Source organism: Paraburkholderia sp. DD10 (assembly GCF_049177125.1).
In the GTDB taxonomy this organism is placed as follows: Bacteria; Pseudomonadota; Gammaproteobacteria; order Burkholderiales; family Burkholderiaceae; genus Paraburkholderia; species Paraburkholderia terricola.
In genome coordinates this window covers 2,637,564-2,661,520 of the sequence record NZ_CP185392.1, presented here as the reverse complement: position 1 = coordinate 2,661,520, position 23,957 = coordinate 2,637,564, and the positions used below count along the sequence as shown (strand labels likewise).

21 protein-coding genes are annotated in these 23,957 nt (G+C 61.9%); 11 read left to right on the top strand and 10 right to left on the bottom strand.

What is annotated here, in order from left to right:
- The first annotated feature begins 22 nt into the window (after nt 1-22).
- From ACOCG7_RS12125 to ACOCG7_RS12095, 7 genes are all read left to right on the top strand, one after another.
- Nucleotides 23-2,104, top strand: coding sequence for a polysaccharide biosynthesis tyrosine autokinase (locus tag ACOCG7_RS12125; protein WP_421375614.1), 2,082 nt, complete (start codon nt 23-25; stop codon nt 2,102-2,104).
- Between the two features lie 107 nt (nt 2,105-2,211).
- Nucleotides 2,212-3,339, top strand: coding sequence for a glycosyltransferase (locus ACOCG7_RS12120; protein WP_186814032.1), 1,128 nt, complete (start codon nt 2,212-2,214; stop codon nt 3,337-3,339).
- Nucleotides 3,339-4,496, top strand: coding sequence for a polysaccharide pyruvyl transferase family protein (locus tag ACOCG7_RS12115; RefSeq protein ID WP_083081310.1), 1,158 nt, complete (start codon nt 3,339-3,341; stop codon nt 4,494-4,496). The genes ACOCG7_RS12120 and ACOCG7_RS12115 overlap by 1 nt, the downstream gene beginning before the upstream one ends.
- A 12-nt stretch (nt 4,497-4,508) precedes the next feature.
- Nucleotides 4,509-5,807, top strand: a complete 1,299-nt coding sequence (locus ACOCG7_RS12110; RefSeq protein WP_083081308.1) for a lipopolysaccharide biosynthesis protein — start codon at nt 4,509-4,511, stop codon at nt 5,805-5,807.
- Nucleotides 5,797-6,939 (top strand): hypothetical protein, encoded by a 1,143-nt coding sequence (locus ACOCG7_RS12105; protein ID WP_073428497.1) that lies wholly within the window; start codon nt 5,797-5,799, stop codon nt 6,937-6,939. The genes ACOCG7_RS12110 and ACOCG7_RS12105 overlap by 11 nt, the downstream gene beginning before the upstream one ends.
- Nucleotides 6,936-7,976 (top strand): acyltransferase family protein, encoded by a 1,041-nt coding sequence (locus ACOCG7_RS12100; protein WP_421375610.1) that lies wholly within the window; start codon nt 6,936-6,938, stop codon nt 7,974-7,976. Before ACOCG7_RS12105 ends, ACOCG7_RS12100 begins: the two co-directional genes overlap by 4 nt.
- Complete coding sequence (locus ACOCG7_RS12095; protein ID WP_152035383.1) at nt 7,973-8,956, top strand: cellulase family glycosylhydrolase; 984 nt, start codon at nt 7,973-7,975, stop codon at nt 8,954-8,956. The genes ACOCG7_RS12100 and ACOCG7_RS12095 overlap by 4 nt, the downstream gene beginning before the upstream one ends.
- Before the next feature lie 222 nt (nt 8,957-9,178).
- Here ACOCG7_RS12095 and ACOCG7_RS12090 read toward each other — a convergent pair whose 3' ends face one another.
- The 3 genes from ACOCG7_RS12090 to ACOCG7_RS12080 all read right to left on the bottom strand — a co-directional run bounded on the left by ACOCG7_RS12090 (nt 9,179) and on the right by ACOCG7_RS12080 (nt 11,318).
- Complete coding sequence (locus ACOCG7_RS12090) at nt 9,179-9,799, bottom strand: LysE family translocator (protein WP_083081302.1); 621 nt, start codon at nt 9,797-9,799, stop codon at nt 9,179-9,181.
- Nucleotides 9,800-9,913: 114 nt separating this feature from the next.
- The gene (locus tag ACOCG7_RS12085) at nt 9,914-10,465 is read right to left on the bottom strand and encodes a hypothetical protein (RefSeq protein ID WP_073432966.1); all 552 of its coding nucleotides are present in this window, start codon (nt 10,463-10,465) and stop codon (nt 9,914-9,916) included.
- A 232-nt stretch (nt 10,466-10,697) separates the two neighbouring features.
- Nucleotides 10,698-11,318: an IMPACT family protein gene (locus tag ACOCG7_RS12080; protein WP_374709812.1), complete on the bottom strand. Its 621-nt coding sequence runs from the start codon at nt 11,316-11,318 to the stop codon at nt 10,698-10,700.
- Between the two features lie 238 nt (nt 11,319-11,556).
- Here ACOCG7_RS12080 and ACOCG7_RS12075 point away from each other — a divergent pair, with 238 nt between their 5' ends.
- Nucleotides 11,557-12,183 carry a LysE family translocator gene (locus ACOCG7_RS12075; protein ID WP_073432968.1) on the top strand — a complete coding sequence of 209 codons (627 nt, stop codon included), beginning with the start codon at nt 11,557-11,559 and terminating at the stop codon, nt 12,181-12,183.
- Between the two features lie 58 nt (nt 12,184-12,241).
- Here the strand turns inward: ACOCG7_RS12075 and ACOCG7_RS12070 are convergent, their stop codons facing one another.
- The 5 genes from ACOCG7_RS12070 to ACOCG7_RS12050 form a co-directional block, all read right to left on the bottom strand.
- Nucleotides 12,242-12,364 carry a hypothetical protein gene (locus ACOCG7_RS12070; protein WP_268802016.1) on the bottom strand — a complete coding sequence of 41 codons (123 nt, stop codon included), beginning with the start codon at nt 12,362-12,364 and terminating at the stop codon, nt 12,242-12,244.
- Between the two features lie 173 nt (nt 12,365-12,537).
- Nucleotides 12,538-12,795 carry a DUF2866 domain-containing protein gene (locus ACOCG7_RS12065; RefSeq protein ID WP_073427244.1) on the bottom strand — a complete coding sequence of 86 codons (258 nt, stop codon included), beginning with the start codon at nt 12,793-12,795 and terminating at the stop codon, nt 12,538-12,540.
- A gap of 190 nt (nt 12,796-12,985) precedes the next feature.
- On the bottom strand, nt 12,986-14,449 hold the full coding sequence (locus ACOCG7_RS12060) for a catalase (RefSeq protein ID WP_154872576.1): 1,464 nt from the start codon (nt 14,447-14,449) through the stop codon (nt 12,986-12,988).
- Between the two features lie 238 nt (nt 14,450-14,687).
- Nucleotides 14,688-16,418: a peptidoglycan D,D-transpeptidase FtsI family protein gene (locus ACOCG7_RS12055; RefSeq protein WP_421375605.1), complete on the bottom strand. Its 1,731-nt coding sequence runs from the start codon at nt 16,416-16,418 to the stop codon at nt 14,688-14,690.
- Nucleotides 16,419-16,747: 329 nt separating this feature from the next.
- Nucleotides 16,748-18,289: a methyl-accepting chemotaxis protein gene (locus ACOCG7_RS12050; RefSeq protein WP_114164250.1), complete on the bottom strand. Its 1,542-nt coding sequence runs from the start codon at nt 18,287-18,289 to the stop codon at nt 16,748-16,750.
- 600 nt (nt 18,290-18,889) lie between these two features.
- Here ACOCG7_RS12050 and aepX point away from each other — a divergent pair.
- The 3 genes from aepX to ACOCG7_RS12035 are packed head-to-tail and all read left to right on the top strand — an operon-like array spanning nt 18,890 to nt 22,862.
- Nucleotides 18,890-20,620, top strand: a complete 1,731-nt coding sequence (gene aepX, locus ACOCG7_RS12045) for a phosphoenolpyruvate mutase (protein WP_083081290.1) — start codon at nt 18,890-18,892, stop codon at nt 20,618-20,620.
- Nucleotides 20,617-21,783 (top strand): phosphonopyruvate decarboxylase, encoded by a 1,167-nt coding sequence (aepY, locus tag ACOCG7_RS12040; protein ID WP_073427249.1) that lies wholly within the window; start codon nt 20,617-20,619, stop codon nt 21,781-21,783. Before aepX ends, aepY begins: the two co-directional genes overlap by 4 nt.
- 11 nt (nt 21,784-21,794) lie before the next feature.
- Entirely contained in the window at nt 21,795-22,862 is a 1,068-nt protein-coding gene (locus tag ACOCG7_RS12035; RefSeq protein ID WP_073427250.1) for a 2-aminoethylphosphonate aminotransferase, read from the top strand.
- Between the two features lie 105 nt (nt 22,863-22,967).
- On the opposite strand, the gene ACOCG7_RS12030 is transcribed toward ACOCG7_RS12035, so the two are convergent.
- Both ACOCG7_RS12030 and ACOCG7_RS12025 read right to left on the bottom strand, forming a co-directional pair.
- A complete protein-coding gene (locus tag ACOCG7_RS12030; protein WP_167363266.1) occupies nt 22,968-23,120 on the bottom strand; it encodes a hypothetical protein in 153 nt (50 codons plus the stop codon).
- A gap of 97 nt (nt 23,121-23,217) precedes the next feature.
- Complete coding sequence (locus ACOCG7_RS12025) at nt 23,218-23,922, bottom strand: PIG-L family deacetylase (protein WP_073427251.1); 705 nt, start codon at nt 23,920-23,922, stop codon at nt 23,218-23,220.
- Nucleotides 23,923-23,957: the final 35 nt, after the last annotated feature.

Here is a 23,957-nt window from a genome sequence, read left to right as displayed (position 1 = left end):
TTTAGCTCAGGACGGCAACGGTATGGCTGCTGCCCAGAGCCTGCTGGGCGACGTGTCGTCGCTGTTCAACTACAACTCGCCGACTTCCGCCGAGCAGCAGATCATGGCCTCGCGGCTCGTCGTGACCAGCGTTGTCGACGAACTGCATAGCTATATCACGGTGCACCCGAGCCGTTTCCCGCTGATCGGCGATTTTGTGGCACGCGTCAGTGACACGGCAATGCGCCCAGGTATTTTTGGTATCGGTGGCTGGGCGTGGGGCGCGGAACACGCCGACATTATTCAGTTCGACGTCCCGACGCGCGTGGAGGGTGACCGATTCTCGCTTACCGTGCTTTCTACGGGCCGCTATAGCCTATCCGGTCGGATTCTTGAGAATCCGTTTGTTGGCCGGGCTGGCCGGGTCGAGGTGATTCAGACCAGCCATGGGCCGATGACGCTGTTCGTGAGGTCGTTCAATGCGGCACCAGGCACCAAGTTCGAACTGTCCCGGAAATCTCGCCTTGGCACAATCACGGAAATGCAGAGCCGTCTTGACGTCAAGGAGAAGATCAAATCGTCGGGCGTGCTCATTGCAACCCTGAGGGGAACTGATCCCGTCATGATTCGGGACCAGATGCAGGCGGTCGGCCGTTACTACCTGAAGCAGAACATCGAACGCAAGGTGGCCGACGCTGCGCAATCTCTAGCATTTCTGGATGCGCAAGTCCCGGTGCTCAAGAAGCAACTTGAGGATGCCGAGGTCCGCTACACGCTGTTGCGTAATAAGCGGGGGTCCGTCGATTTGACGGAGGAAGCCAAAATCGCACTTCAGCAGACGGCGGATGCAAAGACGCGCATGCTCGAACTGCAACAGAAGCGCGACGAACTCTCCTCCCGGTTTACCGGTTCACATCCTGAAGTGATTGCGCTCAACGCGCAGATCGCCACACTTCGCGCCCAGGAGAGCGTATTCGCCCAGCAGATAGAGCGCTTGCCCGATGTTCAGCAGGATGCTGTGCGTCTGATGCTGGATGTAAAAGTCAATACGGATCTCTACGCGGCGCTGCTGAATAACGTTCAGCAACTGAAACTGGTCAAGGCGGGCAAGACAGGAAGCGTGCGCCTCGTCGATTCACCGGTAGTTCCTGAAAAAATCGCCTTTCCTAACCGCCCGGTGACGATCGCTATCGGCACGTTGCTCGGGCTGTTACTGGGTGTTGGTTTTGCTTTTGTTCACAACTACCTGTTCGCCGGAATTGCCGAGGCGGAGGAGATCGAGAGCCACGCCGGCCTGACCGTGTATGCAACGATTCCGGAGTCGCGCTATCAACAGCAACTCAATAAGGAGCGTAACACTCACCCGTTGGACGTCCGTCTGCTGGTGCAAGCCTATCCGCACGAACCTGCGGTCGAAAGTCTTCGAAGCTTGCGAACGGCACTTCAGTTCGCGATGCTGAACGCGAAAAATAACGTGGTCCTCATTTCCGGCCCTACGCCCGACGTTGGGAAATCATTCGTGTCGGCGAATTTCGCAGCGCTGCTGGCCGCAAGTGGCAAGCGCGTATTGGTCATCGACGGGGATATTCGCAGGGGCCATCTCCATCAATACTTCGGTCGGCAGCGCGAGCGTGGCTTTACGGACGTCGTTGCAGGGAAGCTTGCGCTGGATCAGGTCATTCATCGCGACGTGGTCCCGCATCTGGACTTTATTGCCACGGGCGGGCTGCCAGGTAGCGCAGCGGAGGTGCTCATCCAGGAACGCGTGGGGCAGATTCTCGATGCGAGCGCACGTAACTACGACGTAGTGCTCGTCGACTCGCCGCCGGTTCTGGCCGTAACCGACGCGATGGTATTGGCAGACCACTGCGCGACGGTGTTGCTCGTTGCACGAGCCGGCCGCACTCGCGTGGCGGAACTCTCGGAATCGGTCAAGCGATTTGCGCACTCTGGTATTTCAGTGGCTGGTGCACTTCTTAACGGCCTCGATCCAAAATCCGGAAGGCGAAGCTACGGCCGAAAGACCGGAGCCTATCGGTACGTGCAGTACCGGTACGAAGAGGCGCAGCCGGCACTAGTATCTCGCTGGCGTCAGATATTGGTGCGTCTTGGACTGGGGCGGTGATGCGAGTCAATACAGCAGTTGCCGCTGAACGATCGCAATCAGTTGTCGCCCACGGTAGTCGGACTGCCCTGCGAGATCGTCGGAACTCGCGGGAGCCCGCATTACGTGTGGCGCTCGTGGTCGAAGCGGCGGGTGGCGGCGTAGCCGTCCATATCGCTGATATGGTACGCGGCTTGCGCGCCCGCGGGGGCTTCGAGGTTCACCTGGTGATTCCCATCGGAGCTCGTTTTGACGGCGTAATTCTGGCGGACGATGTTCTCGCACAGTGTGATACGGTTCATCGGCTGCCGATGGTCCGCTCGATCAGCAGTTCCGATACGATCGCCTTCGCTCATTTATTCAAATGTCTGCAAAAGATCAAGCCAGACATCGTTCACAGTCACAGCTCAAAGGCGGGTGCGCTCGCCCGTCTGTGCTTAGGCCCGTGGAAACAGGTCTACACCCCACATGCCGTTTACACGCTCAATCCGTATCTGCCGCGTGCGCAACGCCGTTTCTATGGACTGGTCGAAGGATTTCTCGGTCGCATGCGCAGCGACCGAATTATCGCTGTTTCGCTCGATGAAGCGGAACATTTGCGGCAGGTATTGCGCATACCCGCGGACAAGATCGAGACGATCTTCAACGGCGTACCAACCCCTATGCTGCTTCCAGCCGTCGAAGCCCGCGCGGCGTTGGACTTGCCGAGCAACGCGGTCGTTGTCGGATTCGTGGGGCGGCTGGATTTCCAGAAGGGTGTCGACCGGCTGGTACGGGTTGCCCAAAGCCTGCTCGACCGTGGAATCGATAACGTCATTTTCGCGGTGATGGGGCCGGGGGACTTCGTTGCCGCGTCGGGTGTGAGCGCCGACGCCATTCCGCGCAACATGCGTGTGTTGGGGCTGTTCCCGGAGGCGCGTCGCTACTTCTCCGCCTTCGACATCTTCGCACTATCCAGCCGTTATGAAGGCTTCCCTTATGTCGTCCTCGAGGCAATGGCAGCGCACGTCCCAATCGTTGCCACGCGGGTCTCCGGCGCGGCCGAACTGGTTGACGCGGAACAGATGGGATTCGTGGTTCCCAATGCAGACGACATGACGGTGTTCACGGACGCCATAGCCGCGCTCGCCCAAGATCCGATGATGCGCGAACACATGGGCCGCAATTGCGAACGGGCCGTTGAGCGTTTTTCCGCTAACGCCATGATCGATCGCACGGTGGACCTCTACAGGCGTTTGCTCAAGGAGAGCAATTGATGGCAACCCAAACGCACGTGGTTCTCCTTCACGCTTACAGCTCAAGGAATTCGGGCGATGGACTGCTCGTCGACCTCTCGGTCACTCTGCTGAACGAGGCTTTGGGCGAGGGGACGCGCGTATCGATCGTCGCGGCCGATCCCGGTTCGTTCCCCCAGTACCCCGATGTCTATCCGGCGCCAGTTCTTGCGGACAGTGGCATGACCCGTCTTGGGGCCGGCGCGGCCGGTCTTATGTTTCCCATTGACAGCAACGGCCGGATGCGCGCGTTGTTGCAGCTTCTGAAGTCGGCCGATCTCGTCGTCGGCGTGGGAGGCGGATACCTGCGCGCGCGCAACTGTATCGAGGCGCTCAAGCTCGAAGCGGGCCATCTGCTGCAGATGCGCGCGGCACGTCTCGCTGACAAACCGACCGTGTATCTGCCGCAAAGCATCGGACCGACTATGCCAGCGGAACCGCTGCGCTCGCATCTGTCGGGCATGCTCAGCGGGTTTTCATCCGTGTTCGTTCGCGACAACCGCTCATTGGCCTTTCTCGAGCGCAATGCGAACACCCTGCGGGCTCCCGATCTCGCGGTGCTCGATTTCGAACGGCGCAGCGAGCAGATCATGACGCGCGCACGGAAGGCCCGTCCTGCCGTCAGCCATGTAGCGTTCGTGCTACGGCGGGCGCCGAGTTGGAGTGCGCAGCAGCGCGGGCGCTACGAGAGCGCCACGCGAACGTTGATCCATCAGCTGGGCGAAACGTGCCGGATCAGCTTTGCCGTGCAAAGTAGGGGCCGCGGCAACGACGACCTTGCATACTACCGAAGCATCGGCATCGACGGCGAACCGACGACGCTGAAAGACTTGCTCGTGAAGGACACGCCAGACGTCGTGGTATCGGTGCGCCTGCATGGCGCTCTCGAGTCGGTGCTGAATGGCGTGCCGTCCTATCACCTCAGCTATGAGCGCAAGGGTTTCGGTGCGTATGCTGATCTCGGTTTGCACGACTGGGTGGCCAACGCGGCCGACTTCGATGCCGGGAAGGTTGCCGCGACGATCATGGCGCCGGATGCGATTCGCGCTTTCTGGGCGAACGCCTCGTCGGGTTTCGAGCGGATCCGCAGCGGACGGGACAGCATTCTCGCCGCGCTGCGCACCGCGAGAAACGCATAGCGCGGTATTGTCATGCACCTGCTCATTCGCCTGACGCTTCGCATCGCATCGCTGGCGCTGAAATTCGTGCTGACGATCGTCGTCGCACGCACGCTCGGATTCGCAGCCGTGGCCGATTATGGTCTGGCGCTCGCCGTATCGGTCGTATCGTCCAAATTACTCGGTCTGGGATTCAGCACCGAGATCAACCGGCGACTGAGCAGCGTGAACCCGGTGGGCGCGATCCGCGACGCGCGCCGTTTGCTCCTGCTCTATTGCGTCGTGTACGCGGTGATTGCCGCCATCGTCGCGTTTCTGTACGACAGCGCGGGTTTGGATGTATTTCATCGCATCACGCCTGGCATTCTCTGGGGCGTGGTGCTCGTGGCGTTCTCCGAGCATCTGGGGCTTGAGACGACCTCGTACGTCTTTTCGCTGCATCGCCCGAGGCTGGGGTCGGCGCTGCTTTTCATCCGTACCGGCGCATGGGCGGGTGTGGCGATTGTCGGCCTGCTCGCCGGCGGGGTCCGTTCCGTCGAGATGATTTTCACATTGTGGTGCGGGACGAACGTCATCGCCGCGGTCGCGGCGTGCTGGTGCGTGTGGCGTTCAGGGCATGCAGGGCACGAGGCGGGATTGCAGCGGGAAACACCTGCCACCGACGGCGCGCGAAGCGTCCGCTCGGTGTGGATCGCCGGTTTGCCATTTTTCGTCGCGACGACCGTGCTATCCGGTCTGCAATACGGTGAGCGGTTTCTCGCGAGTGGTGTCGTGACGGCGGACAAACTCGGGCGTTATGTTTTCGCGTGGTCGATCGCAAACTCGATCCAGACGATCGCCTACGCGACGATCGTCGTGACGGCGGGACCACGGCTGGTGCGCGCGCTGAGTGCGGTCGACGGTGACTTCTGGACGGTGCTGCGAGCCTCGGCGCGATCGAGCGCCTGCATTTCGATCCTTGCCGTCGCTGGGATTCTATTCGCCAGCCAGCCGATCTTTCGGCTCGCTGGCGAACCCGCTGACGGCCCGGCACTCATGATGCTGCTCACGCTGCTCGTCTCGTTCGTTCTGAGGTCCATCGCGGACGTTTTCTGGAGTGGCGCGGTCGCGCTGCGCCTCGGGAAGCCGGTTGTCATTGCGATTTCGGTTGTGGCGGTCGTAAGTATTCCGCTCGAATGGATGCTGGTCACGCGGCTGGGCGCAATCGGCGCGGCATTGGCGCACCTGACGGCGAGTGTGGGGATCGTGGCGATACTGGTGCTGATCGTCATGCGTGCCCGCGAGACTCCCGTCGTCGTGGACAGCAATAAGGAAGCGTTTTATGTTTCGTAAGGCACTTAACGCCGGTCCGCGGCTCAGCGTGGGTGTCATCCGGCTCATCGCCAGTCTATCCATCCTGCTGTATCTGATGATGTACGCGAAGGCGGGCGTGTTTTTGCCCGAGTTCGTGTTCCGCGATTCGGAGAAGATCCAGTCGCAGATCGGTGGCTCGAACACGTATCAAGATACGTCTTTCGACGCAGTTGCGAAGTTTTATGCTTCGCTCGGTGATCTCGGTACCAATGTCTTTGTGGTGAGTATCGGTGCGCTATTTATCTGGCTGATGGTTGGAAGCTCGAAGCGCCTCGGCGGCCTGCTGATGAATATGGTGCTGATCGCGCCATGCGTGTTCTTCAATCTGTTCGTGGCCAGCAAGGACACGCTCGTCGTCCTGATATCGGTGGTGCTGGTTCTGATCGCCCGAAGGTGGAGTGTGGTGCATGTCGCGCTCGCCGCAGCGGTGCTTTATCTCGGATACGCGTTAACGGTTCGTATCTATTTCGTGATGATTCTCGCGGTTGCCGCGGGCGCATGGATATTCCGCTCAGCATCGCTGCGACTAAAGACGTTTCTGGTTCTCGCGGGCGTGGCGGGGCTGTACCTGCTGCCGGATGCCACCTACTACGTACTGTTGCATCCGCGCGATATGGCAGTCGACTATCTGGTCGCGGGCTCGCCCTACGGCGCGCGCACCGGCTTCTACAACCTGCTGGAGCCGACCTCGTTCGCAGCATTCTGCGCAGACTATTTCTACGCGATCCTCAGACTGAACGTTCCCGTGCTGTTTTCCCCTGAGCCCAAGGAGTTCGTGATGCTGATCTTCGTATGGATCGCAATCGGCGCCGTGTTCGGCCGCAAGAGCGGCCTCGCGGCGGGCATCGACACACGCGCGATGGATGTGCTCGCCAGCCTTGTCATCGGGCACATGGCCGTATCGATGCTGTTCGAGCCGGATCTGGGTAGCTACACACGGCACCTTTCCAGCGTCGCGCTCTTTTGTGCATGGCGGCTCAGCGCTCTGGCTGTCCGCTCGCGGGCCCCGAATGGCCAAACGCCGGCGGGTTATCCGCCGGTCGATTCTCAACCACAGTCATCGGCAGCTCAACAGCGATATGGCTCAACCGAAGAGGCGTTTAACCCATGAGCACGATAATTGACCGGCCGCGAGTTTATGACAACGTGCAGGGCGCACGCGCGCTCGCCGCGCTTGTAGTCGTCGCCTATCACCTCGGTGTATTGCCGTTCGGACAATGCGGCGTCGACATATTCTTCGTAATCAGTGGCTTCATCATGTCGCTCGTCGCGCCGGGCGAGGGGCGCGACTTTCTGCGCAAGCGCCTCATCCGCATTCTGCCGCTCTATTGGCTGTCGACTATCGGCGTATACATCATTGCAACGATCAGGCCGCACTGGTTGAACACGACGACTGCAGACGCCATATACCTAGTGAAGTCGCTCCTATTCATCCCTTACGTAAAGGACAACGGTCATTGGGGACCGCTCAACCTCAATGGGTGGACGCTCGAATACGAGCTGCTTTTCTATCTTGTCATCGCAGTCGCGATCAGCGTGGTACGTCCGCGCTTCGCTACGGCGGTTGCAGCTGCCGCGCTTGCTTTATATAGCTTGCTCAATGCGCTGGTCAAACCATCGAATCTCATCGTCGACTACCTCGGGCAACCATTTCTGCTGGAATTCTGCCTAGGGGTCCTCGCGTACTGGACCGTGCAATTGGCGAGAGTCGAGCGTATTTCGCGGTGGTTCTGGCTGGTCAGCGCTGTAGCGAGCCTTGCAGCGATGCCTGCGTATTTCATGTTGTATGGCGCACCAAGCGGATTTATGCGCACGGCGGTGTATGGCGTGCCGGCGTTCGCGTTCATCACGTCCCTGATCGCAATGGAAACGGGAGGCTGGAGCACGCGGAGCAGGCTTGTTGCTCGCCTTGGGGCTGCCAGCTACGCGATCTATCTGTTGCATCCCTATGTCGTCGGCTTTCTGCGAAAGGTGTTGACGATGCAGACGAATCTGAACTCGTGGAATGGCGCGGCGACGGTCTTCATCGTGATCGCTGTGGTGTGCGCGGCCAGTAACGTGTGTCACCGTCGGATTGAGAAACCCGTGCTTGCGTGGCTGAATCGCTGGTTTGGACGACGGGAACCTCTTGGAGTGACTATCAGGTGATTTCATTTCAACGTTTATCGAAAGTAGGCGTGATCGCGTTTTGCATGTGCAGCGCCGCCATGCAAGTGCAGGCGAAGAAGCAAGACTGGATTTCAGATCACGAAGGCGCCTCCAAGGTTGGCGTTCAGGTAAAGATCGAGCGGTTTACGCCGACCACGGCGAAACAGATCAAAGCCACCGGATTTAGCTTCGTTCGCTTTGGGGTGTGGACGAATTCAATGCAGACAGCGGAATACCAAAAGAAGGTGACTGACGCGTTTAACGCTGCTCAAGCGGCAGATTTACCCGTCCTTCTGACGGTGCGTTCGACGATCCCGCTCGCGAGGTCTTCGAACGATGAGGCGGCGCGCAATGCGCAACTGCGCGACTCAGCGAAGCAACTGATCAACGTAGTGGGCAGCCTGGCTGGCGCAAATGGTAGCGATCTGCTCGCCGTTGAACTCTGGAACGAACCGGAGTTGCCCACGTTCTGGCCAACTGGCGATGTCGATTCCACATTTCCAGTTTATATGCAGGCGGTGTGCAGCGGGTTGAGGGCCGTTCTCGGCACGACTCCTGTCATCGGATTCGGTTTTGCGACGGTTCCTGCCTCCGGGTCCCACTCCGATAAGCTATTGCAAAGCATTCAATCGCCGTCGAGCCATTGCATCGACGCGGTTTCATATCACGCGTACGGCATGAGCGAATCGCAGATTCGAGAAGCATCCGTGTACGTGCGTTCCCGATATGGACTACCGGCGGTTATCACAGAGTGGGGCGTTTCCTCCGGGCGCAATGGGGGTATCGCCGGTCAGGCGGCAGACATCAAGTCGTTTCTCCTAAAGCGCAATTCGATGAGGACGCCGCTGATTTCAATCTACGAATGGCAGGATACAGCGCATGGCAAAAATGCACGCGAGCGCAATTTTGGCTTGGTGGATGCGTCCGATACCCAAAAACCGGCGCTACGCGCGGCGTTGACTGTCTTTGGCAAGCAATGACGGAGGCTTAACGCGGCGGCTGCGATTTTCTGATGCTTCCGGTCAGCTTGCATGCGAGCGCGGTCAATAACATGACGCAGACCAGCGTCTCGCCAAGAGCGAAGGCGAGTGCCGTAGCGATGTAACGTTTAATCCGGTTCATTCGTTCGGAGCGTTGTTTGGCAAGGACTTTATTATCCCGCGTAACGGTGATTTAAGACAAACCTGCGCCCCTTCAACGCCTCACCCCCGCCGAACCAACAAAAAACTCACCCCAACCCCCGCCAGAAACGCTCCGCAGCAACGATTAAACCACCGACGAACCGTAACCCGTACCAGCCATTTCCCAAGATACATCCCGGCCCACGAATACAGCGCGATCGCGACCCACTCGAGCACGAGAAAGCTCGCGCCCAGCACGGCGAACTGCGGCAGTATCGGCTTCGCGATATCGACGAATTGCGGTAGGAACGCGGTAAACACGAGAATCGCCTTCGGATTGCCGGCGGCCACGAAAAACTCACGACGTGCAGTCCGTCCGAGCGATGCCTCGTCCTGCTGTGTCGAGTCGATGGCAGGGGCGTCGCTGCGCCACAGTTGAATCGCCAACCAGATCAGATAAGCGGCGCCAACCAGTTTGATGGCGAGAAAGAACCACTCGGATGCATGTAGCACAACAGCGAGTCCCGTTGCGGCAAGCACCAGCATCAATGCGAACGCAACAAGCCGGCCAGTGCCGCCAACGAAAGCGGTTATGAAACCGTGACGCGCGGCCACGTTAATCGACAGTAGATTGTTCGGTCCGGGCGCGAGGTTGATCGCGAAGCAGGCGGGCAGAAAAAATAGCCAGGCGGTGATGGACATGACAGGCTCGCACGATGAACAGGCATTTCGACGCATCGCGCGGCGCAACGGCAGGCTCTCGCGACACTCCTGGATGATTGTAGCGAAACCGACTTGCATCCATGCAACGACGCCTCAATTCACCGACTTAACAAACCCCGGATCACTAATCAACGCGTCAACGCTCAGCTTCACCGTATCCTCGATAGCGATGGGACTGCTGGTGAATTTAGGCGACTTCCGGCTGACCGTTTTCGAGGTTGAGAACACGACCTTACGAGTCGCGGCATCGGTCACCACATAGCGCATCTTCAACGTCCAGAATGCCGGCGACCGCGCGTCGTCCACGGTGAATTTCTCGATGCTGCCGCTCAGCACCTTCCTGTCGTCGTTCAGATGAAAGCCGGCGACCTGCAAGCTGTTCGCGATGCCGTTGCGCACCGCTTCGTTGATGTCGCCTTTTAGCACGATGCTGGTCATTGCCGTGTTTTCGATGCGGTTCGGCGAGACGCGTCCGGTGCGAGCGGGTAGGTAGGCAAAGTCGCGCGCGGGGGCGACGATGAGCCGTCCCGTGGGCTGCGAATGCGCAACTGGGTGAGGCGCGGACGCGGCATTCAGGCCGAACCACGACCATGAGCAGGCGGACAGCATCAAGGGTAGCGCGACGGCGCCGCAGCCCTTGAGCACGGTGCGTGTCAATGCGAGGCAGGAAGGACTGAAGGTCTGCCGCAGCGACTGGATTCGTTGCTGCGACTCAGGCGCTGTGCGGGAAGAAGCGGCGGTCGAGGTCAGAGGAGCACCTTTTTAATGAATCATCGCGGTGGAGGGCAGCATGGTAACAGCGGGCCGCGCAAGCGCGTCTTGTTAATCAGCGCGCGGCGTGCCGGCAGACGAGCACGCTGAAAACCGCGAAGCCGTTTCAGAAGAACCCGGCTTTTCCCTGCGTCATATCCACGAGCGCTCGCCTGGCGTCGTCCATCGCGGTGACCGGCAAGCGGATCGTCATCCTCACGAGCATCCCGTACGCGCTATCGACAAGCGCATATTCCTCGGCTTCGAGCCATCTCCGCACTTTCGCTTCATCGGCGTAGCTGACCTCGACAGTCAACGAGACCTGAGCAATTCTCTCGATCCGCGGCGCATTCAGTAAGGCGGAAGCAATCGCATCGGTATACGCCCGCACCAGGCCACCGGCGCCGAGCTTCACGCCGCCGTAATACCGAACGACGGCGGCCAGCACGCCGTCCAGATCATGATGCCGCAGCACTTCGAGAATCGGCCGTCCCGCGGTGCCGGAGGGCTCGCCGTCGTCGGACATGCCGGACTGGCCGCCCGCCAGCAGCGCCCAGCACACATGCGTCGCGGCAGGATGCTCGTCGCGCAGACGACGCAACTCGGCCATCGCCGCGTCGCGGTCGGCAACCGGTATCGCGTGCGCGATGAAACGGCTCTTGCGGATTTCGAGTTCCGCGGTCAGCGCCGCAGGCAAGGTATAGGTGGGCAAGGCAAGGACTTCGGTGAAGGAAAATTGCGGACACACGTGGCTCCGTGAGCGCAATGGTAACGGATCGCAGCCGGCGAACCGGCAAAACGCGGATGTAAGATGGCGTCGCCGTTCTCCGCATCCACTGGCGGCTTGGAAAACGGCGCATCCCGCGCACTTTGCGCGCCTGTCTACCACGCTACGCTGCACGCCGATGAAACCCGGCACCTTCGACTACAATCCCTCACTGAACGCGCATCCCGTCCATGAAACCCAGCGCGTCAAAGGAGACAACATGCTCGATCTTTCCACCTTGGGAACCTTCATCGCCGTCGTACTTGGACTCTTTCTGATTCCGGGTCCAGCCGTGCTGCTGGTTTTAACGCGTACCGTGCACGGTGGCCGCAAGGCCGGCATTCTCACCGGCCTCGGTGTCGCCGTGGGCGATTTCGTTCATACGCTGGGAGCGGCGGTAGGCCTGTCGGCCTTGCTGATGACCTCGGCGCTTGCGTTCAACGCCGTGAAATTCGTCGGCGCGGCGTACCTCGTCTATCTGGGCATTCGCGCCTTGCGCGAAAAGCAGGCGAACGCGCAAAGGCCGGCCGTCGCGTCGGTGTCCGCTTCCAAAGCCTTCTTTCAGGCGATTCCCGCCGAAGTATTGAATCCCAAGACCGCGCTTTTTTTCCTCGCGTTCCTGCCGCAGTTCGTGCGCCCGGAGCACGGCTCTTCGTTCCTTCAATTCGCGACGCTTGGACTTATCTTCGTTGGCATGAGCGCGCTTTATACGACGCTGATCGTGTTGACCATCCGGCCGCTGGGCAGGCTCGTCAAGCGTCTGACATGGCTGACTCGCTGGCAAAACAAGATCATCGGCGTGCTGTTCATTTCGCTCGGCCTGCGTGTGGCCACGCAAACGCGTTGACTTGACCCGCCCGCGCGGTTTGCCCGCGCATCGCGCCTGCGAAAAGAACTTCGGGCTGTTAGCACAACGCGATCATGATCGAGGTCGAAACCGCAATGATGAACAGGCAGGTCGCGGTAAGGAGATCGTACGGATAGTTCATGGCATGACCGTCAAACGTGGCGAATGAAGCGCCGATCATAGGCGTGATCGTTCCACGTGACTGTCAAGCATTGCCAGATGCGGGCCTATCGCGAACGCGATTGGTTGGGTAGGAAAACGGCGCGCTGGCATAGCGCGTGAGCGTTCCGCATTAGAACGCCACGCGCGCGCCAGATAATGAAAATTTCAGTTGCGGCGAAGTGCGAGCAGGCGTTATTCGTCGCCATGCTGGCAGAAGCGGCGGCCCGGTATGTGCGATACCACGGCCTGGGCGATTTCGAACGGCGTGCTTTCCGCGGGCACCACGCGGCGGCTGGATTCGGGCGTGTGCTTCATCGTCCATTCGACGAGGCGATACGAACGTCCCCAAGGATGCTGCAGCGGGTCCGAGACCTTGCACGTGTGGATCTGGCGCACCCATTCGTTGCCGGGCATGGCGCGCAGATGCGCAAATACCGTATCTTCAACCATGGTTTGACTCCTTCTTCGCAGGCATGCAGCCCATCTTTCGGCGCGTCGGCGACACCCCTTAAAAAAAGCGCCGCCGATGCTCTGGCGGCTCAACAGGGGGATGGTGAGCGCCATGGTTGCAGGGAAGAATTAAGCCAGACTTAAGATCGGATAAAAGCGCATGCGCCAGCGCCCAGCCGTCCCAACTGTTTTACGGCAACGCCGTTTCCGAAACCGGCTTCGTCCTGCCGAGTTCCTTCTTCACGCCTTCGGCGTAACCGGGGTCGACCTTGTCGAACAGCGCCAATTGCCGGTTGACGATGTCCGGCGCGACGCCCGCCATCGCTTCGGCGATATTGCGGAAAAAACGCTCGCGCTGCGGCGCGTCGAACAGCTTGTACAACGCGCGCGGATGGCTGTAGTAGTCGTCGTCCTCGCGATGGTCATAGCGCTGGATCGCGCCATCCACGGCGAGCGGCGGCTCGTTCACCGAGGCGTCCTGCGGGAATGCCCCGAACCGATTCGGCTCATAGTTCGGCGTGTTGCCGAGATTGCCGTCCGTGCGCATGCCGCCGTCGCGATGATAGGAATTCAGGTTCGCCGTGCGCGGCGCATTCACCGGAATCTGATGATGGTTGATGCCGAGCCGATAGCGCTGCGTGTCGCCATATGAGAAGAGCCGTCCCTGCAACAGGCGATCCGGCGAGAAGCCGATGCCCGGCACGATATTGGCGGGCGTGAAAGCGGCCTGCTCGACATCGGCGAAATAGTTGTCCGGATTCCTGTTCAGTTCGAGCACGCCGACGTCGATCAGCGGAAACTCCTTGTGCGACCACACCTTGGTGATGTCGAACGGATTTTCCGCGCGCGCATGCGCGTCGGCTTCCGTCATCACCTGAATGCAGAAGCGCCATTGCGGGAAGTTCTTCTTGTCGATCTGCTCGAACAGATCGCGCTGCGCGCTTTCCCGATCGCGGCCGATCAGCTCGGCGGCCTCGGCATTCGTATAGTTTTCGATGCCCTGTTTCGACTTGAAATGGAACTTCACATAGAAGCGCTCGTTTTGCGCATTGATCAGCGAGAACGTATGCGAACCGAAGCCGTGCATCTGCCGGTAGTTCTTCGGGATGCCGCGGTCGCTCATCAAGATCGTGACTTGATGCAGCGATTCCGGATTGCGCGACCAGAAATCCCACACCATGTTGGCGTCGCGCAAATTGGTTTGCGGATTGCGCTTTTGCGTGTGAATGAAGTCGGGGAACTTGAGCGGATCGCGAATGAAAAACACCGGCGTGTTATTGCCGACAATGTCCCAATTGCCTTCTTCGGTATAGAACTTCACCGAGAAACCGCGCACGTCCCGCTCCGCATCGGCCGCGCCGCGCTCGCCCGCCACGGTGGAAAAGCGCATGAACGTCGGCGTGACCTTGCCGACTTCGAACACCTTCGCTTTGCTGTACCGGCTGATGTCGTGCGTGACGGTGAGCGTGCCGAATGCGCCGGAGCCTTTGGCATGAACACGGCGTTCTGGAATGACTTCGCGGTCGAAGTGCGCGAGCTTTTCGAGCAGCCAGAAATCTTGCAGCGTGATCGGGCCGCGCGGGCCGGCGGTTTCGGAGTTCTGGTTATCGCCGACCGGCGCACCGGCGGCGGTCGTCAAGATTCGATTCGTCATGGCGTTTCCTTTGCTTGCCTGGGCGGGGGAGAATGCATCGACCGCTTGCGTGGCGATCGATGCGCAATGGCGCGCCGGATTGCCGGATGTCCGGCGCGCGGCCCAGTCTAGCAATGCTTCTGCCGCGCCACGCAATAAAACGTTGTTAAGAGATCTAAATCGAGGCGGTTACATTACGTCGGGCGCATTGGCAGTGCGTGTATCGTGCTTCCCCGTCAAATCATTGCTAACGAATCTGTCAAACGCCCGGCGCATCCGGCGGCACCCCGAGCAACTGCAGCGCGCCGCCCGTCACTCCGCTGAACACCGGCCCCGCCACCGTGCCCCCATAGAACGCCTTGCCCGCCGGGTCGTCGATCATCACGGCGACGATCAGCCGCGGGTCGCTCATCGGCGCCATGCCGACGAAAAGCGCGCGATAGCGGTTTTTCGCGTAAGTCGCGCCCACCTGCTTGCGCGCCGTGCCGGTCTTGCCGCCGATCCGGTAGCCGGGCACCGCCGCGGCGCGCCCGGTGCCGCCTTCGCCGGTGGCCATTTCCAGCATCGAGCGAATCGCGCGCGCGGTAGCCGGCGTCGTGACCGCATGGCCGGTTTGCGCTGATTGCATGACCGCACCCGCGCCGTCGCGCACCAGACTCACGCGATGCATCGTGCCGTCGCCGGCATAGGCGGTGTAGACCTGCGCCATCTGCAGCAGCGAAGCGGACAACCCGTAGCCGTAGGCCATCGTCGCCTGTTCGATCGGACGCCAGCGTTTGTACGGCCGCACCTTGCCGGACGCCACGCCCGGAAAAGTCAGATCGGGCCGCGAGCCGAGCCCGTATTCCTGATATTTGGTCCAGATCTTTTCGGCCGGCAGATTCAGCGCGAGCTTGGCGAGCGCGATATTGCTCGACTTCTGCACCGCTTCGGCGACCGTCATCATGCCGTGGTTCGAGGTGTCGTGAATCACCGCCGGGCCGATCTTGTACCAGCCAGGGGCGGTATTGATGACGCTTTGCGGCCGCACCTTGCCCTCGTCGATCGACAGCGCGACGACCAGCGGCTTGATGGTCGAGCCGGGCTCGAAAGTGTCGACCACCGCGCGATTGCGCAGTTGCCGCCCGGTCAGCCGGGCGCGGTCGTTCGGATCGAAGCTCGGATAGTTCGCGAGCGCCAGGATCTCGCCGTTGCGCGCATCGAGCACGACCACGCTGCCGGCTTCGGCGTGGTGTTTGGCAATGGCTTCCTTCAGTTGCGCATAGGCGAGTTGCTGAATGCGCCGGTCGATCGTCAGGTGGATGGTCGCGCCGTTTTGCGCGGGCACCAGCGGCCGGGTCTCGGACACCACGCGGCCGAGCCGGTCGCGGATCACCTCGCGATGACCGGGCACGCCGAGCAACTGCTCGTTGGCGGCGAGTTCGACGCCTTCCTGGCCGTTGTCCTCGATATCGGTGAAGCCGACCACGTGCGCCGCCGACTCGCCTTCGGGATAAAAGCGCTTCGAATCCGCGATCTGCGTGATGCCCGCAAGCCCCAGCTTGTTCAGATGACCGGCGGTGTCGGCATCCACCTGGCGCTTGAGCAGCACGAAGCTCTTGTCGCCGTTCAGACGCCGGCGCAATTCCGCGAGCGGCAGATCGAGCAGCTTCGAGAGCGGCGGCAGCGCGGCCTCGTCGAGCTGTTTGGGCGAGGCCCAGATCTCATAGGTCGCGAGACTGACCGCGAGCATCGAACCATTGCGGTCGACAATGCGCCCGCGTGTCGCATCGAGTTCGATGGTGCGCTGATAGCGCTTTTGCCCTTGATCGACGTAGAAGTCCTGGTTCATCACCTGCACCCAGAACGCGCGGCCCGCCAGCGAGGCGAACGCCGCGAACACCAGCAGGACGATGAGCTTCGAGCGCCACATCGGCAGGCGTGCGGTCAGCAACTGGTTCTTCGCGACGGGCGCGTAGGGTGCGTGCTCGGACTTCCTCTTCTGGGTCATGGGCTTTGCATCTTTGAAAGACAAACAGCAATGAACAGCGGATCGGCCAGCGCCGCCTGAACCGGCGCCGCCCGAACCGGCGCCGCCGCTCCGATTGTAATCAGAACGTAATCTGTATGCGAGGCCTCCGCAAGCCGATCGTGGATGCGCGGCACGTCGCGCACGCCCAAGCAGCATGAAAAAAGCCGCGCGGACTTGAAAATCCGCGCGGCTCGTTCGTTCGATTAATGCGTCAACTCCGACGCGGCGTGTTAAAGAGGCGCTCCCTGCTGTCGAGCGCCTTCTTTCTTTGCGCTTCCGCTAACCTCCGTCAGCGTCCAAATTTATCCTCAAGCCGGCAGCGCAAAGCTCGAAATCGCCTCGCGCAGCACGCCCACCTGATCCTTCAGCGAATGAGCCGCGGCGGCGGCCTGCTCGACCAGCGCGGCATTCTGCTGGGTGACCTGATCCATTTCGCCGACGGCGCGATTGACCTGTTCGATGCCCGCGCTCTGCTCGCGCGACGCGTTGCTGATTTCCTCGAGGATTTCGTTGACGCGGCGCACCGACTGCACGATCTCGCCCATCGTCGAGCCGGCGTTGGACACCAGCGACGCGCCGGCCTCCACGGTATGCGTCGAGGTCTCGATCAACGCCTTGATTTCCTTCGCCGCCGTGGCCGAGCGCTGCGCGAGGCTGCGCACTTCGGCGGCGACCACGGCGAAGCCGCGCCCCTGTTCGCCCGCGCGCGCCGCTTCCACGGCCGCGTTGAGCGCGAGAATGTTGGTCTGGAAGGCGATGCCGTCGATCACGCCGATGATGTCGCCGATCTGCCGCGAGCTGCTGGTGATCTCGCCCATCGTGCGGACCACGTCGTCGACCACGCGGCTGCCGCGCGTGGCGACATCGGCGGCCTGACCGGCGAGCTGCGACGCTTGCTGCGCGCTGTCCGCGTTCTGCTTCACGTTGACCGTCATCTGGTCCATGCTCGACGCGGTTTGGACGAGCGCGGCCGCCTGTTCCTCGGTGCGTTGCGAGAGATCGGTGTTGCCGGCGGCGATTTCGGTCGCGCCGATGTTGATGTTTTCCGTGCCCAGGCGCACGCGCGAAACGGTGTCGACCAGACCGGCCTGCATCGTGCTCAGCGCATGCAGCAGACTTTGCGTGTCGCCCGGCGCGACCGGCACGCGTGCGGCGAGATTGCCGCGCGCCATCAGTTGCGCGGCTTCCACGGCGACTTCGAGATCGCCGCCGAGCGAGCGGCGGATGCTGCGCAACACCAGCAGCATCGCGGCGGTGGCGATCGCGCCGAGCGTGACGGTGATGAGAAGCCAGCGCAGCAGATTCGCATAAAACGCGCGCTGCACGTCGTCCATGTACATGCCGGTGACGAGATACCAGTCCCACGGCGTGAAATGCAACGAGTAGCTGGTTTTCGCCACCGGCTGGTCGCTGCCCGGCTTCGACCACAGGTAATCGACGAAGCCGCCGCCATCGTGATTGCCCGCCTTGACGATGTCGACGAACAGATGGTTGCCCGCCGGATCGGCGAATTGCGCGAGGTTCTTGCCGATCATCTCCTTCTTGAACGGGTGCATCAGCATGACGGGCTGCGAGTCGTTGATGGAGATGTAGCCGTCCTTGCCGTAGCGCATCGACGCGAGTGTTTCGAGCGCCTGTTTTTTCGCGTCTTCCTCCGACATCGCGTGCTGTTGGGCGAGCGTGTGGTAGCGGGCCACGATGTGGTTGGCCTGGTCGATCAACGCGGTCAACTGATCGCGGCGGTCCGCGATCATCGAGGCGCGGCTTTGCCATGCGCCGAAGCCGCCGATCAGAATCAGGCCGATCCAGAGGATGGCGATCATGGAAGCGAGTTTTTTGTTCAGAGTCATAGCGATGGGTTTTGCTTTCGCACAGTGGTCGGTCAGAGGTCGGCTCCGCGTGTTCGCTGGCCGCGGATGGTTTGTCGCTCACTCTGTTTACGGCGTAATGGCCTGCTATCCGCAGTGAGGGGAAACCCGCTGTTTCGCGTTTTTATTCGTCTGAATAAATTGGCGCTTTTACGGCATTGAACGCATTGGCGGTTATACGTTTTTTCCGCTTGGAGCGGGTTGCTCCGGGTATTTTCGAGTTTCAAGTCACGGGCGCCAGCGCATTGAAAAGTTAATGAAAACCGCGAATTAAATGCGATATTGGAAATGGGCGAATAATTCGCCCGCCAAAAAAGGATGAATGGACAAACCCTTAATCGGAGGACTGGCGCGGCTTGCATCAAGTCTCCACAAAACGCCAACAAAACCCAAAGTCCGGGGCACCGTCCGGGTCACCGCACGGGCGCAAAAAACGACACAGTTTTCCACGTAAGCGCAACGGAACATGCGCTCTGTCATCAAAAAGACAAATAAATAAAAATTCCGCTATAGTCGCCATTTTCCGGCCGACAGCCGGGCAAAAAACAGCACCAATAAGCCCGCCACAGGAGAGAACAGAACATGAACGCCCGCGAACCCGCATTCGTTTCCGCTTCCCGCAGCGCGCGCCTGCGCCAGATGCTGGTCAGCAACGAACTCGAATTCATGATGGAGGCGCACAACGGCCTCTCCGCGCGCATTGTCCGCGAAGCCGGCTTTAAAGCCATCTGGGGCTCCGGCCTCGCCATCTCCGCGCAATTCGGCGTACGCGACAATAACGAAGCAAGCTGGACGCAAGTCGTCGACAACCTCGAATTCATGGCCGACGCCAGCGACCTGCCGATTCTGCTCGACGGCGACACCGGCTACGGCAACTTCAACAACGTGCGCCGTCTGGTGCGCAAACTCGAACAGCGCGGCATCGCCGGCGTGTGTATCGAGGACAAGCAATTTCCCAAGACCAATAGCTTCATCAACGGCGAAGCGCAGCCGCTCGCCGACATGGACGAGTTCTGCGGCAAGATCAAGGCCGGCAAGGACTCGCAGTCGGACGAAAACTTTTCGATCGTCGCGCGCGTCGAGGCGTTGATCGCCGGTTGGGGCATGGACGAAGCGCTGCGTCGCGCGGAAGCCTATCGCCGCGCCGGCGCGGACGCGATCCTGATTCACAGCAAGCTCTCGCGTCCCGACGAAATCCTGGAGTTCGCGCGCGAATGGGCCGGCCGCGGTCCGCTCGTGATCGTGCCGACCAAGTACTACAGCACGCCCACCGAGGTATTCCGCGAAGCCGGCATCAGCACCGTGATCTGGGCGAATCACCTGATTCGCGCGGCCACCTCGGCAATGCAGGCCGTCGCCAAGGAAATTCATTCGAGCCAGACGCTCGTGAACGTCGAGGACAGCATTGCCGCCGTCAACGAAATTTTCCGCCTGCAAGACGCCGACGAATACTCGGAAGCCGAAGACCGCTATCTGACGAGCGGCCGCGCGGCCGGTTCGGCGGTGGTGCTCGCGGCGAGCCGCGGCGCGGGCCTCGAAGCCGTCACCGAGGACCGTCCGAAGGTCATGCTGCCGATCGCCGGCAAACCGCTGCTGCGCTGGCTCGTCGATGCGTTCAAGAAGCAGGGTGTAAACGACATCACGGTGGTCGGCGGTTATCGCGCGGACGCGATCGACACGGCGGGCATCAAGCTGGTCGTCAACGAACGGCATGCGCAAACCGGCGAACTGGCGTCGCTCGCTTGCGCGGTCCAGGGCGACAAACTCGCGGGCGACACCGTGATCTCCTACGGCGACCTGCTGTTCCGCAGCTATATCCTGCGCGACCTCGTGGAGAGCGAAGCGGCGTTCAGCGTGGTGGTGGATTCGTCGCTGACCGACGCGGAAAACGCCAGCGTGCGCGATTTTGCATGGTGCTCGGCGGCCGACGACCGCGGCCTGTTCGGCAACAAGGTCACGCTGCGTCATGTGTCGAGCGGGCAGGAGGCTTCGTCCGCGATCGCCTCGCAAACGCCGCACGGCCGCTGGGTGGGTTTGCTGAACGTGCGCGGCGAAGGGCGCGAGCGTCTGCAAGCGGTGCTCGGCCAGTTGCAGGCGCGTCCGGATTTCGATTCGCTCGACATGCCCGCGCTGCTGAACGCGCTGATCGAAGCCGGTGAATCGATCGAAGTGCAATACGTGCACGGCCACTGGCGCGGTGTGAACGACCTGGAAGACTTCCGTCGCGCCGGCGATTTCGCGCATGCGCAAGCGCCGTTCGCGGCAACGGCGGGCAACAAGGCCGCGGACGCAACCGGCGGAGCCGCGCAATGATCGAGGCGGCACAGTTCGTCGAGGCGGCGCGCGAACGCGGCTTCGACTGGTATGCGGGCGTGCCGTGTTCGTATCTGACGCCGTTCATCAATTACGTGTTGCAGGACGAATCGCTGCACTACGTGTCGGCGGCGAACGAGGGCGACGCGGTCGCGCTGATCGCGGGCGTCACGCTCGGCGCACGCAACGGCCGGCGCGGCATCACGATGATGCAGAACTCCGGGCTCGGCAACGCGGTGAGCCCGTTGACCTCGCTCACTTGGACCTTCCGTTTGCCGCAATTGCTGATCGTCACGTGGCGCGGCCAGCCCGGCGTCGCCGACGAACCGCAGCACGCGCTGATGGGCCCGGTCACGCCCGCGATGCTGGAGACGATGGAGATTCCCTGGGAGACGTTCCCGACCGAGGCCGACGCGATCGGCCCGGCGCTCGATCGCGCCATCGCGCATATGAATGAAACCGGCCGCCCGTACGCGCTCGTCATGCAAAAGGGCAGCGTGGCGCCGTACGAGTTGAAAGACGCTGGCGCGGGCGCGCGCCGCGTGCCGGCGGCGGCGCGTTCGCAGTTCAGGAACGTGGCCGCGAGCGAATTGGCTTCACGTCACGAGGCGTTGAAGAAGGTTATCGCGCATACGCCGCTCGAATCGACGGTGGTGCTGGCGTCGACCGGCTTTTGCGGCCGCGAGCTGTATGCGATCGACGACCGTCCGAACCAGTTGTACATGGTCGGCTCGATGGGCTGCGTGACGCCGTTCGCGCTGGGCCTCGCGCTCGCGCGTCCCGACCTGCACGTGGTCGCGCTCGACGGCGACGGCGCGGCGCTCATGCGCATGGGCGCGTTCGCGACGCTCGGCGCGTACGGCCCGTCGAATCTCACGCACGTGCTGCTCGACAACGGCGCGCACGACTCGACCGGCGGTCAGGCGACGGTATCGTCGCAAGTTTCGTTTGCGGGAGTGGCGGCGGCGTGCGGTTATGCGTCGGCGATTGAAAGCGACGACCCGAGCGTGATCGACGAGTTGTTCGACGCGGCACCGGCGCCGCACGGCCCGCGCTTCGCGCGTCTCGCGATTCGCCGCGGCACGCCCGACGGCCTGCCGCGTCCCACCATCACCCCGCCCGATGTGAAAACGCGCCTGATGCGCCACATCGGCGCCGCTTAAGGAGTCCGCGAATGCTGCTGCTCAATCCCGGCCCGGTGACGCTCACCGAACGCGTTCGCAACAGCCTGCTGCAGACAGACCTGTGCCACCGCGAAAGCGAGTTTTTCGACTTGCAGGAAGAAGCCCGCACGCGTCTGGTCGATCTGTACGGTCTGAACGCGAGCGAATGGCAGGCGGTGTTGATGACCGGCTCCGGCACGGCCGCCGTCGAGAGCATGACCGCCGCGCTGGTGCCGCAAAACGGCAAGCTGCTGGTGGTGGAAAACGGCGTGTACGGCGAACGCATTGCGCAGATCGCCACGCAATACGGCATCGCGCATGAATCGCTGAAGCACGACTGGATGCAGGCGCCGGATCTCGCGAAAATCGCCGAACGGCTCGACGCCGACAAGGCGTTCACGCACCTCGCCGTGATCCATCACGAAACCACCACCGGCCGCCTGAACGATCTGCCGGCGCTCGCCGCGCTGTGCCGCGCACGCGGTCTGCGTTTGCTGGTGGACGGCGTCAGCAGCTTCGGCGCGGAAGCGATCGATTTCGCGGACGTGAGCCTCGACGCGGTCGCGGCGACGGCGAACAAATGCCTGCACGGCGTGCCGGGCGCGTCGTTCGTGCTGGTGCGGCGCGCCGCGCTTGCGCAGGCGGCGAGCCGCACGTACTACCTGGACCTCGGGCGTCTCGCGCGTTTGCAGGATCAGCGCAACACGCCGTTCACGCCGTCGGTGCATGCGTACTACGCGCTCGTCGAGGCGTTGCGCGAACTGGCCGACGAAGGCGGCTGGCACGCGCGTCACGCGCGCTATGCCGCGCTCGCCGAGCAGACGCGCGCGGGTCTCGCCGAGCGGGGTATCGGCAGCGTGTTGCCGGCGGAGCAATCGTCGGTGGTGCTGCGCGCGTATCGCTTGCCGGCCGGCGTGTCGTATCCGCAACTGCACGACGCGCTCAAGGCGCGCGGCTTCGTCATCTATGCGGGGCAGGGCGGGCTGTCGGCGGAACTGTTCCGCATCTCGACGATGGGCAACCTCCACGCCGCCGACATCGACCGGCTGTTGCAGGGCTTTACCGATCTCATGCGCTGATCGGGGGCGGCTCGGGTTCAGGCGCCGGGCCGCTTTCGGCTCGGCGCCGATTCACGCTTCGGCCTCGCGCCAATTCATGCGTCAAGCCCACCGCGGCGCCAATCCTCATACCGGGTCTTTGTCCGGCGGTCCCTCGGGCTGCTGCGGCTCATCGGTGTGATGCCCCGGCGACGGCGGCACGAGCGGATCGGCTTCCGGGTCGCGGGTCGGATCGGCGTTGGGATCGGGAATCGGGCTGGTATGCATGTCGTAGCTCATTGCACCACCTGTGAGTGGAAAAGAAGGCGTGGCCGGCGATGAAATGCGCGCCGGCCATTTCCTTCAATCGTAGGCGATCCGGCGTGCATGGCGCCGCCTACTTTTTCAAGCGGCGGCCCACGCTCAACTGCCAGTAACGCTCGGTGGCGAACACGTCGTCGTAATTGCCCGCGCCGAACGCACGCAACTGGCTTTCGTAGGCGAGCACCGCTTCGCGTTTGAGCAGCGCGCGGCGCTGAACGTCGATGGTGTGCCCCGCGCTCGGATGCGCCGGCGTCGCGACGATGCCGCGCTGCGCGAGATCGGCGAGCCGCGCCTGCACGACGCCGGGCGTGCGCCGGTGAATCGCTTCCTCATAGCCGAACCACGTCAGATGCGACAGGCGCGGCAGGATTTCGCAGCAGGCTTCGAACACCCGCACGTGGTCGTCGTGATACAGGCCGAGCGGCATCAGCAAGGTGTTCGCGGTCGAGCGATAGATGGTTTCCTCCAGCGCCGCCGCCATCCTGCTGATCGACGGCGAGTCCGAATACTGGGCGTCGCGAAACGGCATGCGCAACGGAATCGCGTCGAGTAGCTCGAGCGCGCGGTTGTCTTCGAGCGTGCGTTCGTGAATGGCCTGATGCGCGTTCGCGAAGCCCGACTTTTCATCCCATTCGGTATGCATCTGCTGCTCGGGCGGCGCGGCGAACACCGTGCAGACCGCCGCGTCGGGATGCGCGGCGAGCAACGCGCCGCAACTGAAGACGGCGTCGTCGAAATGGGGCGAGACGATGAAGAGGCGTCGGCTGGTTTCGCTCATGGACGTGTGGTGGTGTCGAACGCGCGGGGCCGCAT

What these genes read in the sequence shown, in the direction of transcription:
- ACOCG7_RS12060 (WP_154872576.1), bottom strand. Translation starts at nt 14,449, where the DNA reads ATGACGAATCGAATCTTGACGACCGCCGCCGGTGCGCCGGTCGGCGAT.
- ACOCG7_RS12070 (WP_268802016.1), bottom strand. Translation starts at nt 12,364, where the DNA reads ATGATCGGCGCTTCATTCGCCACGTTTGACGGTCATGCCATGAACTAT.
- ACOCG7_RS12125 (WP_421375614.1), top strand. Translation starts at nt 23, where the DNA reads ATGGCTGCTGCCCAGAGCCTGCTGGGCGACGTGTCGTCGCTGTTCAAC.
- aepY (WP_073427249.1), top strand. Translation starts at nt 20,617, where the DNA reads ATGATCGAGGCGGCACAGTTCGTCGAGGCGGCGCGCGAACGCGGCTTC.
- ACOCG7_RS12055 (WP_421375605.1), bottom strand. Translation starts at nt 16,418, where the DNA reads ATGACCCAGAAGAGGAAGTCCGAGCACGCACCCTACGCGCCCGTCGCG.
- ACOCG7_RS12105 (WP_073428497.1), top strand. Translation starts at nt 5,797, where the DNA reads ATGTTTCGTAAGGCACTTAACGCCGGTCCGCGGCTCAGCGTGGGTGTC.
- ACOCG7_RS12050 (WP_114164250.1), bottom strand. Translation starts at nt 18,289, where the DNA reads ATGACTCTGAACAAAAAACTCGCTTCCATGATCGCCATCCTCTGGATC.
- ACOCG7_RS12065 (WP_073427244.1), bottom strand. Translation starts at nt 12,795, where the DNA reads ATGGTTGAAGATACGGTATTTGCGCATCTGCGCGCCATGCCCGGCAAC.
- ACOCG7_RS12090 (WP_083081302.1), bottom strand. Translation starts at nt 9,799, where the DNA reads ATGTCCATCACCGCCTGGCTATTTTTTCTGCCCGCCTGCTTCGCGATC.
- ACOCG7_RS12025 (WP_073427251.1), bottom strand. Translation starts at nt 23,922, where the DNA reads ATGAGCGAAACCAGCCGACGCCTCTTCATCGTCTCGCCCCATTTCGAC.
- ACOCG7_RS12035 (WP_073427250.1), top strand. Translation starts at nt 21,795, where the DNA reads ATGCTGCTGCTCAATCCCGGCCCGGTGACGCTCACCGAACGCGTTCGC.
- ACOCG7_RS12075 (WP_073432968.1), top strand. Translation starts at nt 11,557, where the DNA reads ATGCTCGATCTTTCCACCTTGGGAACCTTCATCGCCGTCGTACTTGGA.
- ACOCG7_RS12115 (WP_083081310.1), top strand. Translation starts at nt 3,339, where the DNA reads ATGGCAACCCAAACGCACGTGGTTCTCCTTCACGCTTACAGCTCAAGG.
- aepX (WP_083081290.1), top strand. Translation starts at nt 18,890, where the DNA reads ATGAACGCCCGCGAACCCGCATTCGTTTCCGCTTCCCGCAGCGCGCGC.
- ACOCG7_RS12110 (WP_083081308.1), top strand. Translation starts at nt 4,509, where the DNA reads ATGCACCTGCTCATTCGCCTGACGCTTCGCATCGCATCGCTGGCGCTG.
- ACOCG7_RS12100 (WP_421375610.1), top strand. Translation starts at nt 6,936, where the DNA reads ATGAGCACGATAATTGACCGGCCGCGAGTTTATGACAACGTGCAGGGC.
- ACOCG7_RS12030 (WP_167363266.1), bottom strand. Translation starts at nt 23,120, where the DNA reads ATGAGCTACGACATGCATACCAGCCCGATTCCCGATCCCAACGCCGAT.